This is a genomic window from Viscerimonas tarda, assembly GCF_054601255.1.
Genome location: NZ_BAAHWV010000015.1, coordinates 1 through 18,599 on the forward strand (window position 1 = coordinate 1; position 18,599 = coordinate 18,599).

The window sequence follows — 18,599 nt, forward strand, 5'->3', positions numbered from 1 at the left end:
ACCATTATTCTTAAATACTATCGGATAACTATTTTGCATAACTGCTCCGCTAGAATCTATTTGCGCATATCCTTGCGTCCCATAAACATTGATTATCTTTGATCGAAGAGTTCCACTTACATCCAACGCTGTTTGCGGATTAGTAGTGCCAATACCGATTTTTCCTCCTACCGTCAAATTCCCCGTAGTTGAGTTATTTGCGGTGTTGTTCCATTGTGCGAATGTGCAAACACTCGTTGCATACGCAATTGCTAATAAAATAAACTTTCTTGTTTTCATAACGCCAAGTTTTAGAGATTAAAATGCCGAAATATACGAAGTATTTTCTAAATAAACAACTATTTTTGATATATTCTTTTACGAAATTCTATTTTATTTCAGGGCAAACGCATGAAAAAATTTAGTACTACTGTTACGGATGAGATTCCTCCCTTTGGTCGGAATGACTCGCCTGTTAGTGATTTAAGGGATGAGGAAGCGGCGGCTTCGCCGCCGCTTCCTCATAAAGGAGACCCCGTCATTTCGAAAAAGGAGACCGTCATTGGTAGCGTAGCGAGAAATCCCTGCTCATATCAGCAATTTTACCGAAAGGGCGCAAGCAATAATCGTCCTCAAAAGGCTCACGCCCTTTCAGGGCTTAACTAACCGATTTACAACTATATAGAGCGTGCCCTATGCTATTGCTAAAAGGCTTTCAGCCTTAGCCTTACGGCTATGACCTACGAGCAGGATCTAACTTTTTTCATGCGTTTGCCCTGGGTTAAATTTTGAGATTTTCAGTAATTTTTCCCATAAATATTAACTGGATTCCAAAAGAACCCTGGATAGTGAAAAACTGCAACGGGTTTCTTTTTCTGTGTTTGGTCTAAATTAGCCTGAATAAATATATAGTTGTATCCTTTAATTGAATCGGCGCCTATTAACTTATTCGTATCGCACATTAGCGTTATGTCGAATTGTTTTCTTGCCGCTTCAAACTTCAGATTCGGAACCATAAAAAATAGCTCGGTTCCTGTTCCTATGTAGTACGATTGTCCGTCTTCCAATATTGGGTCGATAAGTTCAGCAAATTCTCCCCCCTCCTTGTTAATAGATGTGGCATTTATTTTGTACTGGGCAAACAAGCCTGTTTGTATAAACAAAAGCGCTATAATCAACGATTTCACCGGTATTTTTTCGAGGTAGTTACGCAACGAAACAACGGCCAGAAACACGAACATAAAACCGTAATAGACAAAAGTCAGGGAGAAAGGCATCACAGCCTGTGCCAATATTACGATTAGCGGGCTGAGGCACAACAGCCACAAAAGGAGTATTTCCTTATCCTTTTTTAGCAGCGAGAAAACAATCAGGAGAGCAAAAAGAGGCAAAAGAATATAAGTCGATAATCCGAAAAGATTTTCAAGGGTCTCCGTTATAAACTCCGGCAACCTGTATTCCAAAATAATCCGGCGGGAAATCAATGCGCTAACAAACGGATTGTTTGTCAGGGATTCTAAACCCGTACCCAATAAAACAGGCATGTAGAGCAAATAGACAAGCACAACGATAATGATGCCATAAAACAGCTGTGTAAAGATTTTTCTATGCCTGAAGAGCAAGAATAAATTCAGCATCAGGGAAGGGTACAAAAATGTTGCCATGGTATAGAAACCCAATGCGTTAGCCATAACAAACACAATCCAGTATTTTGTATTGTCTTTTTCCCTGACAATGTAAAACACCGCATACAGGCAGACAACAAAAAAGAATAAAACCAGGCTATATCCCCTGATAAGAAAACTGTATTGAATGACCATCAGCCCCATCGAAGCTATTGCAGAGACAATCAATCCCATTTTTTCCGAATAAAACTTCTTTACAAAACAAAAAGAAATAATCCATGTGAAAATAGAAGTTAAAATAACAGAAATGCGCAACCGAAATAGCAGGTCGATAAAAGATAATTGTACAAAAAACCGTTCGATCAACGAAAATAAAATATGGTTGTTCGGAAGTGTGTATCCTGCGATTGTTTTCGTAAACGAGCAATTTATGTATTCATTAAAAGTTGTCGCTTCATCATGCGTTATGGGCTGTGTTGCCGCAAAGTATATATAAGAAATAAGGGGTATAAGCAGAAAATATTTGATATTGGAAGAATATGCCTCTTTAATAATCCGAACAGCAGATTGATACAACCAACTGAAAAACGATTTAGCGCCGGAAATGCATATCTTGCTCCAAGTAAAAATTGAAGCGTTTATCAGTATTGTTAAAAGCAGAGCTATCGAAAGAAAAACATCCTTTTGAAACAGCGTAGCAGTGTTGTCCTCGTAGCCAATAATATCGCCGGTAATATATTTTAAATATTTAATATTGAAGGATTCATAATTATCGACAATTAAAAGTGCAAGAATTAACGTCAAAAGCAGGACAAGTCCGCCACTGATAATTTTAACACCAATTTCTAATTTACGATATTCAAAATATAAAATTTTCCGTTTCTGCTTACTTGCCAGCTGCCTGTTGCCTGTCATAATACATATTTATATATTGCTGAACAAAATTAATAAAAATAATTCAGAATTAGCCTATTCATTATTTTTATACTAATTTTGCAGTCAACATAAAAAAACGCGACTATGAGTTTTGCCGATAAAATCGTGCTGTACAAAATACTATCCGAGAAAACGACTGTTCTGTTAGTTGTTGTTTATTGTTTTGTACTGTTGTTTTTTTGTTCTCAAATGTCGCCTCTCTACCCGCTGAACGGAGCCCCTGATGTGAATACATATTTCAATATCGGCAAATTGGTCTTTGAAGGCAGGACGCTATACACAGAGGCTTTCGACCATAAGGGGCCATTGATATTTTTTATATATGGTTTTGCCTGGCTGCTTTCATCCGATTCATTCACCGGACTGTTTTTTATCGAATTCTTTGCCTGGTCGGTTATGTTATTGGCCATTTATTTTATGGCCAGACTGTACCTGAACAAATCTTTTTCGTTTTTGGCCACTATCGCATTTCCTCTAATCCTGCTCAAGCATACCCTGACCGGAGGAACGGCTGAAGAGTTTATCGTGGTTTTAGCATCTGTAAGCCTCTACTTTTTTATACGCTATTTCAAGCAGCCGGAATCGGTAAAGCATAACACGAAGTATATGCTGGTGCACGGCATTATGGTAGCGGGCGCCCTGTTAATTAAAATCAACCTGACGATATTCTGGATTTTTCCATTGCTGTTGATTTTTTTAAGGCTTCTGTATTACAGGGAATTTAAAAACTTTCTTCGCAATATATTTGCCCTTTTCATCGGAATATTTACCCTTTCGCTGCCAATCGTTGTTTACTTTTGTTGGAATAACGCTTTAGCAGAAGCTTTTGATGTATATATAGTTCTGAATAGCCGATATGCCAGTGTGCCTCCGGGTTTACAAGATATAATTTCGCTGATAATAGCTCATGTGTTGGGGCTGATAAATGATGCTCCGGTGGGAATATTGCTAAGCACAATCGGCGTATTTCTTTTCCCGTTATTATTCTTGAAGAACAAAACCGGGAAACTGGCTATTATACTGGGCGCTGCATCATCCTACCTGCTGATAACATTCACTTATGTTTTTCTGCCGTATTATTGTTTACCCTTATTTATATTCAGCGCTTTAGGGATTATTGCTATTTGTTCTTTTTTACAAAAGTTCGTTTCCAAAAGCTGTACCAAGGTGTTATTGCCGGTATTGACATGCCTCCTTTTGATATATGGAATCAGTATCAAATCGTTTTTTTATTTTAGCAAACAGGAATTGTGGGGAAGAGAAAGGGAAAACAATGTAATTTACCAATTTGCAAAAATTGTTCAAAAAGAAAAAGAACCTACTCTTTTAACCCTTGGCAACGATTTCGGGAATGCTATATTCACCAAATGCAACATTATACCAAACGTAAAGTATTTTATAAGTCCCAACCTCAATTACAAACAATATCCCGAAATGAGGGATGAACAGGAAGAATATATAAAATATAAAACTGTGCGGTTTGTTATAGTAACGAATGAAATACACAATAACTCTTTCTATTTCAATAATCTTCCGGCCTTCCACGCAAATTATGCATTGCTCGATAGCTGCATTGATTATAGCAATCCTTATCCCTACGCGCCCCAAGGGTTTAAGGTGTATTATTTGTACAGGAGTAAATAGTAGAATGTATTTAGCTAATTCAATATAGCAATTAATGTAAAGCCTAAACATAGAAAGGTTTTACTGGTGAGCCTATTTTTCCACCCTTAAAAATAACAGATTCGCTCCGGTAAAAAAACAATTCCCCCGATTCTAAGAGTTTCTCTCAAAATCGGGGGAAGTATATTCATGCACAAAAAATCCTACATCGGAATACTTAATCCGAATTGAAGATTCAGGGCTTTACTGGTTGAGGGTACAAATTGGGGCGAAACATTATAGATGATGTAATCGCCTGCAACAAACAGGTTGAAGACTTTCAACGGGGTGAGGTAAATAGCTCCGCCAAAGGTATTGAAATTGCTGTGCAGAAAAGAATAGCTCAACGAAGCGGCCACCCAGTTTTTTGGCCGGTAGTTACCCGAAAGGGTTAGCTCCTGCATGTTGAAATAATTACCAAACCGGTTGGAATACAACAATCCTGCCGATAATGTGTTATTAAGAAAAGCATATTCCAAGCCCACATTCATGGTTGTTCTCAACGAAGTAGAACGTCCGCCGACTTTGTCTTCCTTCAAGTCAATGGCTTGCTCCAGGTCATCTGTTACATCGTCGAAAATATCTTCCAAAGAGGTCGTTCCATTGGTATGAATGTTGTAATCGTTGGGCGATATTTCAATATCGCCGTCGGGCGATGCCAAATGAACGGAATTGGCTTTCGACCACGAAATAAAGCCAATGTCGGTAAAAGATAGCGATGCTTTAAGATTATTGAAAACAGGGGGCAAGGCAGCCAAATCTTTAAAATCGTAAACGGCTCCTATGTCAAAACCAAGTCCGTAGCCCGACAGGCCGCTCCAGTTACCGATATCAAAACCGTCCAGTTTTTCTTGTGTTTCTCCGTTTTCTTTTTCCTTTTCTTTGTATTTAGGCTTTAAACCGGGCGCCGATGCAGCTAATGTTACCCTCGATTGGGCGATCCATCTATCGGGACCGGCCTCTATACTTAACTTTTTGGCTTCCAAATCGAAGTTAGCGATACCGCCCAACAGTTTAAGCTTTGTTCCCACTATCAGGTTGTTGTTGAGGAAAGGGCGGGAATAGGATACGCCCAATTCAACGTAGGAATTGGCTGTGGCATTAATACCTTTCAAATCGTACGAAGTCGGAATATTCTGGTCGAAGCCTTCCTTTAGCAAACTGAAGAATCCTTTCGGCAGGTTTATATCGGTATGCGTTTTAACTCCCAGATTAATATTCCAGAAAGCATCATTTTTGTAAAAACCTACAGCCAGCACATCGTAAGAAAAATCGGTTGACAGGTAATTATCGTCCGAAATATTCGACAAAAAATCGGAGGCGCTTACAGCCGAATTCATAAACGTTACGCGTTCATTTCCTATCTTTCGTGTGAAATTGTCCAAATTAAACGTGTTGGTTTTATACTCGGCTCCCATTCCGGTTAAAAGAGGAAAGCCAATGTAACTGCTATTAGGCCTGAGCGCCGGATTCAGGGCCGTTCTGTTGTACGCCGATTCAATAAAATAGCTCACCTGTGGGGTTTGAGCATATATCGTATTTACCGTTAACAAACAAATAAAAACGAAAGCAAATAAAAAATTTGTATGTTGAGATTTCATTGTGTTACAGTATTAAAGATTAAAATGTAAAGTGTAATCCTCCCGATTTAAGAACAATCTTTCTTATAAAGATATAGTCCTCCTTATCGTCATCTTTTGTGATTATATTAAGCAAATCCTGAGCTGTTGCCCTTATGATAAACACAAACCTCAGGCCCGAGGCATCTTTCATGTATCCGAATTGCTGGTGAGGAAAACGTATTTTAAAGGGCTGGTTATCTTTTGAAACCAACTTGTCCGGCATTGGAATCCGAAATTCATTGATTACCTGACCTCTGCTGTCCGTAATTTCTAATACGGCATCAATTGCTATATTTTCATTGGCGGCATTGTTGACCCCTCGCAATACATGAACATCGGCCACCGCTTCCAATATCACATCACTTGTCGCACTTTCGTGAAAAAACTGATCAATAATATCTTTTGAAAAAATATTATCAATAATTTGTTCCTTGGCTATTGTATCGGGTTCCGACAAATAGGGATTGTCGATTATGGGTGGTAATTCTACCCAGTCGGGAATATCCACTCCAAGCAATCCTTGTACAAAAAATGTGTCGATACTGCCAAACGGCACAGGAGGGACATTGAATAGCGCATCTTTATTCAGATCGTCAATGTCATACTCTTTCTCTACACACGACGGCATAAACAGCGCCAGCGCCATCAAACCGAAAGCATACTTTAACACTCTTAGCATAATTAGTTAAGTTTAAAATAATTACTACAGTATAATAAAATTACAAGCCAGGTTCCCGGAACCAAAACACAAAAATTGTTTCCAACTTTATACAAAGTAATCACAAACTTTATTAATATTAGTAGAACAAGCTTTCTATTTTTCAACAGTTAGTGTTTTTTAACTAGCTAGTTTGATTTAAACACGGAGTTTATTTCACGGAGGAAAATCTTTAACGCAAAGACAACACAATTCTATGTTTCTCAAAGTCCCCCTGCGGGCAGAGCTGTCAAGTTCTATTGGATTATTATAAACGCTCTTTTTTGTGCCATCAGGCACAATATGTTGGTAGAAATATTGTTCTCTTCCTTTTTTCGTGCCGTAGGTACGAAATGTGCATATTGCGTACCTAACGGCACACTGTTATGCTTGGGAATCGGTTTTCTACCAACATCGAATCCCTAACGGGATTTAGAACTTAATTGGGGGAGGCTAAGAAGTCCCCCTAGGGGGATTTAGGGGGCTACTACTTTTCCCGATAAATATAGTAGCCAAGCGCAATAAGCGGTACTACCATTATTCCTATATACAAGCCGTTCGCTTGAAGAACCTGGGGCATAAACACAACCGCCAGCGCCATGCCGATAATTGCGCCGCCCAAATGTGCCGCATGACCAATATTCCCCAGTTGCGATTTCATTCCGTAAACCGAATATGCCAAGTACAGAATACCAAAAATCCAGCCGTCAATGGGTATCGGTACCGGAAAAATAATGAGTTTGGAGAATGGTTCGATAGCAATGGCCGCAAACAAAATTCCCGAAACACCGCCCGAAGCGCCTATGGCCGTATAATACAAATTGTGCCGGTAGATCCACAAACTCAATAAACCGCCACCGATAATCGCCCCGAAATAGATTATAAGGTAGTCCCCCACCCCCAGGTATTCGATAATCACATCCGAGAAAAAGTACAAGGTGAACATATTGAAGAAGAGGTGCAGGAAACCGGCATGTAAAAAAGCCGATGAAATCAGCCTGTCCCACTGCCGCCCGTTAAGTATGGCGTCCACATTAAACTTTCCCCGGTCGAAAAAATCGCCATTGTTGAAGCCTATAAAACTCGTAATGCATGTCAGGGCTATGATAATAACAACAATTGTATCCATTATTTATCTGTTTTAAGCGCAAAAATACTATTTTTATCCCTTTTCACCGGATATTTTTTGTTTTCATTAGTAGAATTCCTACCTTTTCACCGAATATTCCCATCTGAAGGATTCCAGCATTTTAACTATATCGGTACGAATAAGCTCCGTAACGGGCGAAACCGAATCCTGATTGACCTGTGCATCGTAATAAAACGAGGCGCGAAAGAAGTTGGACAGGCTATCCGTCAAAAAAAACTGGATGGGCGTTGCTACATTTCCGTCAATATCGAAAATAATACCCGATACACGGTTCTCCTTGTTTGTATAAAGCGTTTGCCGTATGCCGTCGGCCATCAGCACATGCCCATAAGCCAACCGGTGGCTATCTTCCATGGCTTTCTTCAGTTCGGGTTGAGTAACAGAAAAATACGAACAATAGATGCGCGCCTTGTAATCGGGGTAAACAATATTCAGCCACAAACCGGTGGCATCGCTGCTCTTACCGGCGCTAAGCGTATCAATACAGGCCAAATCGGAATAAAGGAACGAAAAGTTCGTATTATCATACGTCTTATACGCCGGTTCTTTTATATCTATCCGATTATATCCCAGCGGCTTGGGCGTATATTCGGTACACGCCAACAGGAAAAATGAGGCTAACAAAAACAAGATTTTATATCCGCCCCCTCCAAGCTCCCCCGAAGGAGGAGGCTTTAAGCCCCCCCTCCTTCGGAGGGCTTGGGGGAGGCTGTTAAAACGGTAAATCGTCCGCTTCATCTGTCGATGCAAAAGGCGCTGCCGATGGTTGTTGCTGTGGTTGCGCTTGCTGTGGTTGTTGAACAGCTTGAGGCGCTGCCTGATAAGCCGGAGCGTTGTCTGCTCCCTGCTCTCCGCCTCTTCGTCCCAGAAGTTCGAAATTATCCACAAATATTTCGTAAACGTATCTTTTTATGCCGTTCTGGTCATCGTAGGTACGCGAGCGGATTTTTCCTTCTATATACATCTGACTTCCTTTTTTCACAAATTGCTCGGCTACTTTTGCCAAACCTTTCCAGCATACAATGTTATGCCATTCGGTTTTATCGGGAATTTGAGTGCCGTTGGCCGCTGTATATCCTCTTTCGGTGGTAGCTAATGTAAAATTCGCTACTGCACTGCCATTATCAAAATACCTGACATCGGGGTCTTTCCCCACATTTCCTATTAAAATTACTTTATTCACCGACATAGTTACTTATTTTTTTTGATTAGTACATCATGCCGACAAAAGTAGTGTTTTTTATGGAAATGCCAATGTTTGAAGTGAAAATTGTAGGGGGCAAACCATGAAAAATTTTACGGCTTATGCCTTTCAGTAAAGTTGCCGATATGAGCAGGAGATTCCTCCCTTTGGTCGGAATGACAGTCTCCTCTCCCCTTAAACCACCAACAGGCAAGTCATTCCGACCAAAGGGAGGAATCTCATCCGTAACAGTGGCGCTAACATTTTTTAAGGTTTGCTCTGGTGTGGGGAGAGACTGTTTTCTATTGATATGTAAGCCCGGTGGGCTATGATTTAGAGATTTCAACCCTTAATTCGCATAATTCGGGAAGTTTAAACATTAAACGTTACTTATTTTTTTCGTAACCGTTGTGTAATATATTGCGAGGAACTTTGCAACATAAAACAACGAGGAATAAATTGATGAAAATGAAAAAAATAATTGTGTTTGTTATACTGGTTTTAAGCACACTGCCGACAAATGCGGAAAATCTAAGCGCTATTTCCATAAAAGGATTTATTCAGGATGCCGAAACCGGTGAAAATTTAGTCGGCGCACCTGTTTATTTAAAAGAAGAACCCTCAAAAGGAACCATGTCGGGGTTGGATGGAAGCTTTACAATCACCTCATCAGATAATTCATGCACATTAGTCTGTAGATACGTTGGCTATAAAACGGCAGAATATTCCGTCAAAAACAACGAAACCGGCATTAGAATCGTTATGCAGCCTGCATCTCATGAGATTGAAACTGCAATAGTGTATGGGCATACCGCCAACAATACGGACATTGGCGTCCGCAATATCGAAAAAATGTCGATGAACGTAATGAATGCGGTAAGTGCAAGAGCCATAGAAATGTCTCCCGACATGACAGTCGCGAATGTTGTACAGCGAATTTCCGGTGTTACGGTTGAACGCAACAGCAGTGGCGACGGACAATATGCTATCTTGCGCGGAATGGACAAGCGCTATAACTACACTTTGGTGAACGGCGTCAAAATTCCGAGTCCCGATAATAAAAACAGGTTTGTTCCATTGGATATTTTCCCCTCGGAATTATTAGACCGTCTGGAAGTAACCAAAGCATTGACCGCCGACATGGAAAGCGACGCGGTGGGTGGTGCGGTGAATCTTGTAATGAAAGATGCGCCAAACAACCGGCAACTGACGGCTAATTTATCCACCGGATACAATGCATTGTTTTGGAATAGGGATTTTTATTCGTTCGATGCCAAAACGGTTGCCAAACAATCACCCTACGAAATTTACGGTGAAGATTACCCTGCTAAAACGCGCGATTTCAACGAAAAAGTAATAAAATTGCAATCGGGCAGCGCGCCGGTCAATTTTTTCGGCGGCTTTTCGTACGGCGACCGCCTGTTTAGCGGTAAATTGGGAATTATGCTTGCCGGAAGTTTCCAAAACAGTTATCGCGGCAGCAATAGCGTGTATTTCGGCAATGCAACCGCTACGAGCGATGCATCCAATTTGCCTGTTTTGACGAGTAAAAACGACCGTACATACTCCGAACAGCAAACGCGTTACGGATTTCACGCAAAATTGGATTACCGTTTTTCAACGCAGCACAAACTACAATGGTACAATGCCTACATGGATTTTTCGAATGTGCAGGTGCGCGACAATACAAAAACAGAATTGAATATCGGCTACGACCCCGAACGCGGCGATTACAATTTGGGATTCGATACACGCTTCCGTCTTACTCACCAGCAAATTATGAACAGCACATTAAATGGAACGCATTATTTTTTATCGAACGATGCCCTGAAAATAGACTGGTCGGCGGTTTACTCCAAAGCATTCAACGAAATCCCCGACAACAGCTCGGTTTATACCAGCGCAAAAGTCAGGGATGAGAAAATAAACTCCATATCCGTCGTAACTACTCCATACGGCGCAGAACGCCGCTGGGAACATAACGATGACAGGGATTTGTCGGGATACTTCAATTTGCTATACGCCGCTTCGCTCAACGGAACAAAAGTCGATTTTTCGGCAGGAGGAATGTACCGCGACAAGCAACGCAGCAATTTTTACAATAATTATCTATTCCTGCCTTACGATGAGGACAAGCCATCCATGAACAATAACTTAATTAAAGGGACGGATTGGAACGAATACAGCGAAATCAAATTCCGTGTGCATAATCCGCATGGCTCGACAGGAAATCAGTTAAATTACAATGCTTCGGAAAAAATTACCGCCGGTTACGGACAAGCTAAACTGCAACTGAACCGGTTGCAGGTGATTTTCGGGTTACGCATCGAAACTACCGACCAAGGTTACCATTTGAAACATCCGATTGATGGCGTAAAGAACGAAGGCAGCCAGCAATATACGGATTATTTGCCGAGCCTGCACCTCAAATATTCACCTTGGGAAAACAATAATATCCGTACTTCATATTACAAATCGCTCAATCGCCCCGGATTTTTTGAAATTGTTCCGTATCAGATTCTGAATGAAGAATATACGGAAAGAGGTAATCCCGAATTAAAACACACGATTGCTCATAATATAGATTTCCGCTACGAATATTTTCCGCAGCCTTCAGAACAATTCATGGTCGGATTGTTTTACAAACGCTTGCAAAATCCCATCGAATACGGCATTTTGGCCGAGGGGCAAGGCACATTTTATTCACCTACCAATTTTGGCGATGCCGACAACTATGGCGTGGAAATTGATTTGACAAAATATTTTCATTCGTTTGGAATTAAGGGCAATTACACATTCACACAATCGCAGATAACGACCAGCAAGTTGTTCAATTACGATAATTCCGACCCTGCTTCGTCCGAGAAAATACTGGTGAAAAATGTAGATCAAACCCGCCCATTGAACGGACAGGCGAAACATGTAGCTAATCTTTCGCTGCTGTATAAGGACGCAAAAAACGGATGGGACGGACAGTTGGCGTTTTCTTATACCGGCGACCGCCTGTACGCCGTTTCCCGCTATTTGGACAACGACATCTGGCAAGGGAGCTATCTGCAAATGGATGCTTCGATCGAAAAGAAATTCAAAACAGGAATCGTTTTTTTTGCGAAAGCTGCCAATTTGTTGAATACGCCGATGGTTCTTTATTTGAAAAAACAAAATCCGGCTAACGACAAAATAAAAAATTATAAAAACTACCGTAGCGGAACGCTGGTTCGCCGCGATTATTACGGACAAAATCTGCAAATCGGATTACGATATAAATTCTAAGATTAAAACATCATACAAATTTTAAATTAAAACAAAATGAAAAGAAATCCTATTGTATCAGGCTTGTTTTTATTACTTGCAAGCTGTTTTGTACTTACAAGTTGTGAAGAAAAGGACGAAAACCTTTCGGTAAAAGCGATTACCGTATCGCCCAGCTCATTAATGCTCAAACCAGGTGAATCGAAAGCGCTTACAGCAACAATTTTTCCCGAAAACGCTGCAAACAAAAAAGTTCACTGGACAACTTCCGATACTGAAATCGCAAGCGTTAGTGAAGCCGGAGAAGTAACCGGCGTCAAGCTGGGCAATGCCACCATTACAGCTACAACCGAAGACGGCGGCGAAAAAGCGACTGTTGCTGTAACTGTAACGGCTAACGACCCTGTAACCGTTGGTGCAAAAGGCGCTCCGGCAAGCGCCGTAGAAGGCGTTTGGCGTAAATATACGACTGTGAGTGTGAATGGCCAGATTTACGTTCCTGCGGGAAAATCCCTGACTATCGAAGAAGGCGTTGATATTATCATAAACGCAGATGCGCAGGACGCGAGCAACACAAAAATCGAATTAATCGTGGAAGGTAGCTTGTATTGCTATGGTACGGCAGAATCTCCCATTACCTTTACCGTTCCTGCCTCAAATCGCGACAAACAAACATCGGGACGTTACTGGGGCGGTATTATCGGAAGTACGACTTGCGACCAGGTTGTGCTCAACCATGTATTGATTGAATATACCGGTGCAATCACAACAACGGCTTCTCCTTCCGTAACCAAAGGACTCTTCAAAGCCGGAGGCGGAGAAGGCATGGTGGCTTTTAACACCAACAACCCGCAAGGAAAATATGTGATTACCAATTCAACTTTCCGCTATACGGGCGAAGATGCGATTTATCTGCAAGGCGGTGAATGTATTTTTAGCTATAATTTATTCTATGCCGTAGGTAACGAAGGCGGCGAGGCCATCAACGTGAAAGCCGGCTGCAAGGTGGACGCCGCTTTCAATGTAATGTACAGTCCCAACAGCAATGCGTTCAAGTTGTCGAACTCAGGCGTAGGCGGCAACCGTTTCCAAGCGCAAATCAATGCTTACAACAACACTATTATCAATGCCGGCTGGCGCCGCGACCCGGGCAAGCCCAAAGGCGGATCGGTGTGGGCCGAAGGCGGTTTGGTAAATATATTCAACAATCTGATTGTAAACAGCATGTTCGGGGCAAAAGCGCCTAATTTCGGAAAAGGCGGCGAGGAAGGTGTTGTACTCGAAAGCGTGATTGATTATAACTTCTATGCTTCGGGAACAAGCGAAAGCAATGTTCCGCAACATCAGGAAAACGGTACGAAAACGGCTTTTGACGGTTTCAAGCCCGGTGTGAAAGATGTTATCTACGGCGAACATGATATTCGTGGAAATGCCGCAGGCGCTAACGACCCGAAATTTGCAAATTTCCCATTCCTGACCAATCCGCCGTTGGATTTCAACTACAACGAAACATGGAATCTCCATTTGCAAGCCGGTTCTCCAGCATTGGATGCAAGCAAGGTAAGAACCGGATTCACTCCGTATTTCAGTGCAAGCGGTCTTACATTGGATAATAAAACCTATAAATCGCCGGTTCCGGCCAGCTATTTTGGTGCACTTGGGCAAAATTAATCACTTTATATTATAAACATAACCAAACAGGTTTTTGAAACCTGTTTGGTTTTACATATAAATATCAAAAACATGAAACGAATTATTTTTTTAATACTTGTCGTATTTGGCGTAACCCTTTCGTATGCGCAAAACAATGTTTCCACAGCGCTTCCCGAAATATCCGAATCGGCTGTTAATTTCATTGTTGCCAACGATTTGGGGCGTAATGGCTACTACGAACAAAAACCGATTGCACAGCTTATGGGACATGCAGCCGAAAACATGAGCATCGAAATGGTTGCCGCTGCCGGCGATATACATCATTTCGGAGGAGTAGCGAGCGTTAATGACCCTTTATGGATGACAAATTACGAATTGATTTACGACCATCCGGAATTAATGATAGACTGGTATGCGGTTTGCGGAAATCATGAGTACAGGGGCAATACGCAGGCCGTTCTGGATTACTCGCATGTCAGTCGTCGCTGGAACGCTCCCGCAAAATATTACACAAAAGTCATTCAATCGAAAGATGGAGGTACATGCCGGCTGGTTTTTATCGACACAACCCCGATGATGAATAAATACCGCAACGATTCGCTCAGCTATCCCGATGCTTGCAAGCAGGATGTTGCGGTGCAGCTACATTGGATTGATTCGGTACTGGTTCATTCAACAGAAAAATGGAAAATCGTCATCGGCCATCATCCGGTGTATGCCGAAACCAAAAAAGAAAAAGAAGAGCGCGCCGATATGCAAGCGCATCTGGCGCCGATTCTGGAAAAAAACAAGGTGGATGTTTATTTCTGCGGACATATTCATAACTTCCAGCATATCCGTCCAAATTCGTCGAAAGTGAATTACGTAGTCAATTCGGCCGGTTCGTTATCGCGTCCGGTAAAAGCTATTGATGGAACGCTGTTTTGCAGTCCCGACCCGGGTTTCACGATTTGCTCGGCGGATAATCAAACATTCAAATTCTTCTTTGTTAATCACAAAGGGAAAATTATTTACGATTATACGGTTCACAAAAATCTTAAATAACCCAGTCGGGTCAGGGAGTCATATCTATCGTTCTTTTCCTTAAAACGTATGTAGCACAAATCTTTCGATTTGTGCTACATTGTTCTCTCATCGTCCAGGGCAAACCATGAAAATCTCTGTTATTAAAGGCTTTCAGCCTTAGCCTATTCGGATTTCTTCATGCGCTTGCCTTGTAGGGCAGCCCCTATTAATCTCCCAAAACGACAGTCCCCCTACGGGGGATTCAGGGGGCTGTATTATAAGCCTCTAAAGCCTTTTCCAGTACCGTTAATGCTTTCGCCAAGTCTTCCTTATTCAGGACATAAGCTATACGCACTTCGTTTTTCCCCAAACCGGGGGTGGTGTAAAAACCCGAAGCCGGCGCCATAAAAATAGTTTGCCCTTCGTATTCAAAGTCCGAAAGGCACCATTCGCAAAACTTATCGGCATCGTCCACCGGCAGACGGGCAACCGTATAAAATGCCCCCATCGGTATCGGCGAATACACGCCCGGAATACGATTCAGCCTGTCAATCAGGAATTTTCTGCGCTCCACATATTCTTCATACACATCGCGCAGATATTCGGGGTTGGCATTCAACGAGGCTTCCGCAATAATTTGTCCGATAAGCGGCGGGCTCAGACGTGCCTGGCAAAACTTCATCAGTGTTTTGCGCAGCTCCTTGTTTTTAGTGATGATAGCGCCGATTCTTATTCCGCACTCGCTATATCTTTTTGATACAGAGTCGATTAAAACCACATTTTCCTCAATGCCAACCAAGTGGCAAGCCGAAATATACGGAGAACCCGTGTATATAAACTCCCTGTAAACCTCGTCCGAAAACAAATAGAGGTTGTATTTCTGAACCAAGTGTTTAATCTGGTTCATCTCGGCGCGCGAATACAAGTAGCCTGTCGGATTGTTCGGATTGCATATCATGATGCCTTTTGTCCGCTCGGTGATAAGGGCTTCAAATTTCTCCACCGGAGGCAGCGAAAAGCCTTCCTCGATGGACGACGACACCGTTTTGATAACTGCACCCGCCGAAACGGCAAAGGCCATGTAGTTTGCATAAGCCGGTTCGGGCACTATTATTTCATCACCCGGGTTCAAACAGGCCAAAAAAGCGAATAGCACGGCTTCCGAACCACCCGTCGTGATAATTATGTCATCCGCCGAAACATTGATATTGTATTTGGCATAATATCCCACCAGTTTCTCGCGGTAGGAGCGGTAACCATCGCTCGGACTGTATTCGAGTATCGTCCGGCTAATGTTATGAAGCGCATCAAGCCCCTCTTTGGGCGTAGGCAAATCGGGTTGTCCTATGTTCAAATGATAAACTGTAAGGCCTCTGGCTTTAGCAGAGTCCGACAAAGGCGCCAGTTTCCGTATAGGGGAATTCGGCATTTCTATTCCGCGTACTGAGATTTCGGGCATAATTTCTCCTTAAATTATAGACGTACAAAAGTAGTAAAAAAACTGATAATTATCCTGAGGCTACATAAAAAAGCTGGGTAAACGCATGAAAGAAGTCCGAATAGGCTAAGGCTAAAAGCAGGGCTCTGACATTCTTCATGCGTTTACCCCAGATAAAAAAGAAAGCGCCTCCGAGGAAGCGCTTTCTGTAAATAATATAAAGCTTTTTTGAATGCTTATTTTTCTTCGCCCGAAAGTTTTTCTTTCAGCGCTGCAAGTCCTTCAATGTCGCCAAGCGTTGTTTTTTCGGCAGGTGTAGAGGTTACCTGAGCAACTTCTTCTTTGTCTTTCTTCGCTTTTCGCGCCGATTTCTTTTCGGTGGCAACCGCTTTTGTATCTACGGCTTTTTCATCTTCGTAAACTTTGCTGTGAGAAACAATAATACGCTTCGATTCTTTATTGAATTCTATTACCTTAAATTGAAGTTTTTCGTCAATTTGAGTTTGCGCACCATCTTCTTTTACCAAATGTTTTGGAGTTGCAAAACCTTCAACACCGTAAGGAAGTGAAATCACAGCGCCTTTGTCAACTAGTTCAACAACTGTTCCTTCGTGGATTGAACCAAGGGTGAAGATGGTTTCAAATACATCCCAGGGATTTTCTTCCAATTGTTTGTGGCCAAGGCTTAAACGGCGATTTTCCTTATCAATTTCAAGTACCTGAACTTCGATGTCGGCGCCTATTTGAGTAATTTCGCTAGGATGTTTGATTTTCTTCGTCCACGAAAGGTCGGAGATGTGAATCAATCCGTCAACGCCTTCTTCTATTTCGGCAAATACGCCAAAGTTTGTGAAGTTGCGTACTTTAGCGGTATGTTTGCTTCCAACAGGATATTTTTCTTCGATGTTGTCCCATGGATCCGGTTTCAATTGCTTGATACCCAACGACATTTTGCGTTCGTCCCTGTCCAGTGTAAGCACAACAGCTTCCACATCGTCTCCCACTTTCATAAAGTCCTGAGCGCTGCGCAAATGCTGTGTCCAGCTCATTTCCGAAACATGGATAAGTCCTTCTACACCCGAAGCTATTTCGATAAATGCACCGTAATCGGCCATTACAACTACTTTTCCGGTTACTTTGTCGCCCACTTTCAGGTCTGCGCTCAAAGCATCCCATGGATGAGGAGTTAATTGTTTCAAGCCAAGAGCGATACGTTTTTTGTCATCGTCGAAGTCAAGGATAACCACGTTGATTTTTTCATCCAGTTTAACCACTTCTTCGGGATGTTGTACACGTCCCCAAGAAAGGTCGGTAATATGGATAAGGCCGTCCACGCCGCCAAGGTCGATAAATACCCCGTAAGAAGTGATGTTCTTAACTGTACCTTCAAGCACTTGTCCTTTTTCCAGTTTCGAGATAATATCTTTCTTTTGTTGCTCGAGTTCGGCTTCGATAAGCGCTTTGTGCGATACAACAACATTTTTGAATTCGTGGTTGATTTTCACCACCTTGAATTCCATTGTTTTTCCTACAAATACATCGTAATCACGGATAGGTTTAACGTCGATTTGAGAACCCGGCAAGAATGCTTCGATTCCGAATACGTCAACAATCATACCGCCTTTCGTGCGACATTTGATGTAACCTTTAATAATTTCGTCGCCTTCAAGAGCTTCGTTAACACGATCCCAAGAGCGGGAAACGCGCGCTTTTTTGTGAGAAAGGATAAGCTGTCCTTTTTTGTCTTCCTGGCTTTCGATGTAAACCTCTACTTCGTCGCCAATTTTCAGGTCGGGATTGTAGCGAAATTCGTTCATCGAAACAACGCCATCCGATTTGTAACCGATGTTAACAACAACCTCGCGCTTGTTCATTGCGGTTACTTTTCCCATTACCACTTCCCTGTCATTGATTTTACTCAGCGACTGGTCGTAAGTGTTTATCAAATCCTCTTTGCTTACGTCGGTTAAGGTATCACCTTTTTCGTAGGCATCCCAATTGAAATCATCAATTGGCTGTACATTTTTTAATTTTTCCGATTCAATCATTTGTTTTGTTTTTTGATCTTGGATCAATAAATTAATAAGTTAGACATTATTTTGTTGAAAAACTGCGCAAAGGTATTCTTTTTCAATTAAGAAAGCAATTTATTCGTGTGTTTTTTTAGGGCAAACGCATGAAAAAGTTTAGTGCTACTGTTACGAATGAGATTCCTCCCCAAGCCCCCCCACCCCCCGTAGGGGGGGATTTCAAAAGCCTCCCCTACGGGGAGGTTTGGAGGGGCTTCGCCGCCGCTTCCTCATCCCCTCTCCCAAAAAGGAGCCCGTCATTCCGACCAAAGGGAGGAATCTCCTGCTCATATCAGCAACTTTACCGAAAGGTATAAGCTATAAAATT

At 42.0% G+C, this 18,599-nt stretch carries 14 protein-coding genes and 1 pseudogene; 5 read left to right on the forward strand and 10 right to left on the reverse strand.

Going from position 1 to position 18,599, the window contains the following annotated elements:
* Positions 1-279 (reverse strand): annotated as a pseudogene (locus tag ACYPWY_RS08235) (hypothetical protein); the annotation flags it as partial.
* Between the two features lie 111 nt (positions 280-390).
* On the opposite strand from ACYPWY_RS08235, the gene ACYPWY_RS08240 reads away from it, so the two are divergent.
* A complete protein-coding gene (locus ACYPWY_RS08240) occupies positions 391-645 on the forward strand; it encodes a hypothetical protein (protein ID WP_459685022.1) in 255 nt (84 codons plus the stop codon).
* 131 nt (positions 646-776) lie between these two features.
* On the opposite strand, the gene ACYPWY_RS08245 is transcribed toward ACYPWY_RS08240, so the two are convergent.
* Positions 777-2,519, reverse strand: coding sequence for a hypothetical protein (locus ACYPWY_RS08245; RefSeq protein ID WP_459685023.1), 1,743 nt, complete (start codon positions 2,517-2,519; stop codon positions 777-779).
* 105 nt (positions 2,520-2,624) lie between these two features.
* Here ACYPWY_RS08245 and ACYPWY_RS08250 point away from each other — a divergent pair, with 105 nt between their 5' ends.
* The gene (locus ACYPWY_RS08250) at positions 2,625-4,184 is read left to right on the forward strand and encodes a glycosyltransferase family 39 protein (protein WP_459685024.1); all 1,560 of its coding nucleotides are present in this window, start codon (positions 2,625-2,627) and stop codon (positions 4,182-4,184) included.
* Between the two features lie 182 nt (positions 4,185-4,366).
* Here ACYPWY_RS08250 and ACYPWY_RS08255 read toward each other — a convergent pair whose 3' ends face one another.
* The 6 genes from ACYPWY_RS08255 to ACYPWY_RS08280 form a co-directional block, all read right to left on the reverse strand.
* Positions 4,367-5,716, reverse strand: coding sequence for a DUF5723 family protein (locus ACYPWY_RS08255; RefSeq protein ID WP_459685025.1), 1,350 nt, complete (start codon positions 5,714-5,716; stop codon positions 4,367-4,369).
* A gap of 106 nt (positions 5,717-5,822) precedes the next feature.
* A complete protein-coding gene (locus ACYPWY_RS08260; RefSeq protein WP_459685026.1) occupies positions 5,823-6,503 on the reverse strand; it encodes a hypothetical protein in 681 nt (226 codons plus the stop codon).
* Between the two features lie 505 nt (positions 6,504-7,008).
* The gene (locus ACYPWY_RS08265; protein ID WP_459685027.1) at positions 7,009-7,650 is read right to left on the reverse strand and encodes a rhomboid family intramembrane serine protease; all 642 of its coding nucleotides are present in this window, start codon (positions 7,648-7,650) and stop codon (positions 7,009-7,011) included.
* 78 nt (positions 7,651-7,728) lie between these two features.
* Positions 7,729-8,295: a gliding motility lipoprotein GldD gene (gldD, locus tag ACYPWY_RS08270; protein WP_459685029.1), complete on the reverse strand. Its 567-nt coding sequence runs from the start codon at positions 8,293-8,295 to the stop codon at positions 7,729-7,731.
* Positions 8,296-8,383: 88 nt separating this feature from the next.
* Positions 8,384-8,860 (reverse strand): single-stranded DNA-binding protein, encoded by a 477-nt coding sequence (locus ACYPWY_RS08275; protein ID WP_459685031.1) that lies wholly within the window; start codon positions 8,858-8,860, stop codon positions 8,384-8,386.
* 19 nt (positions 8,861-8,879) lie between these two features.
* Positions 8,880-9,200, reverse strand: coding sequence for a hypothetical protein (locus ACYPWY_RS08280; RefSeq protein ID WP_459685032.1), 321 nt, complete (start codon positions 9,198-9,200; stop codon positions 8,880-8,882).
* A 122-nt stretch (positions 9,201-9,322) separates the two neighbouring features.
* Between ACYPWY_RS08280 and ACYPWY_RS08285 the strand changes: the two genes are divergently transcribed.
* The 3 genes from ACYPWY_RS08285 (at position 9,323) to ACYPWY_RS08295 (ending at position 14,803) form a co-directional block, all read left to right on the forward strand.
* Entirely contained in the window at positions 9,323-12,127 is a 2,805-nt protein-coding gene (locus ACYPWY_RS08285) for a TonB-dependent receptor domain-containing protein (protein ID WP_459685034.1), read from the forward strand.
* A 36-nt stretch (positions 12,128-12,163) separates the two neighbouring features.
* Positions 12,164-13,777: an Ig-like domain-containing protein gene (locus ACYPWY_RS08290; protein ID WP_459685035.1), complete on the forward strand. Its 1,614-nt coding sequence runs from the start codon at positions 12,164-12,166 to the stop codon at positions 13,775-13,777.
* Between the two features lie 72 nt (positions 13,778-13,849).
* Positions 13,850-14,803: a metallophosphoesterase gene (locus ACYPWY_RS08295; protein ID WP_459685037.1), complete on the forward strand. Its 954-nt coding sequence runs from the start codon at positions 13,850-13,852 to the stop codon at positions 14,801-14,803.
* Between the two features lie 223 nt (positions 14,804-15,026).
* On the opposite strand, the gene ACYPWY_RS08300 is transcribed toward ACYPWY_RS08295, so the two are convergent.
* Both ACYPWY_RS08300 and rpsA read right to left on the reverse strand, forming a co-directional pair.
* The gene (locus tag ACYPWY_RS08300) at positions 15,027-16,223 is read right to left on the reverse strand and encodes a pyridoxal phosphate-dependent aminotransferase (protein WP_459685038.1); all 1,197 of its coding nucleotides are present in this window, start codon (positions 16,221-16,223) and stop codon (positions 15,027-15,029) included.
* Between the two features lie 215 nt (positions 16,224-16,438).
* A complete protein-coding gene (gene rpsA / locus ACYPWY_RS08305; protein ID WP_459685040.1) occupies positions 16,439-18,250 on the reverse strand; it encodes a 30S ribosomal protein S1 in 1,812 nt (603 codons plus the stop codon).
* Positions 18,251-18,599: the final 349 nt, after the last annotated feature.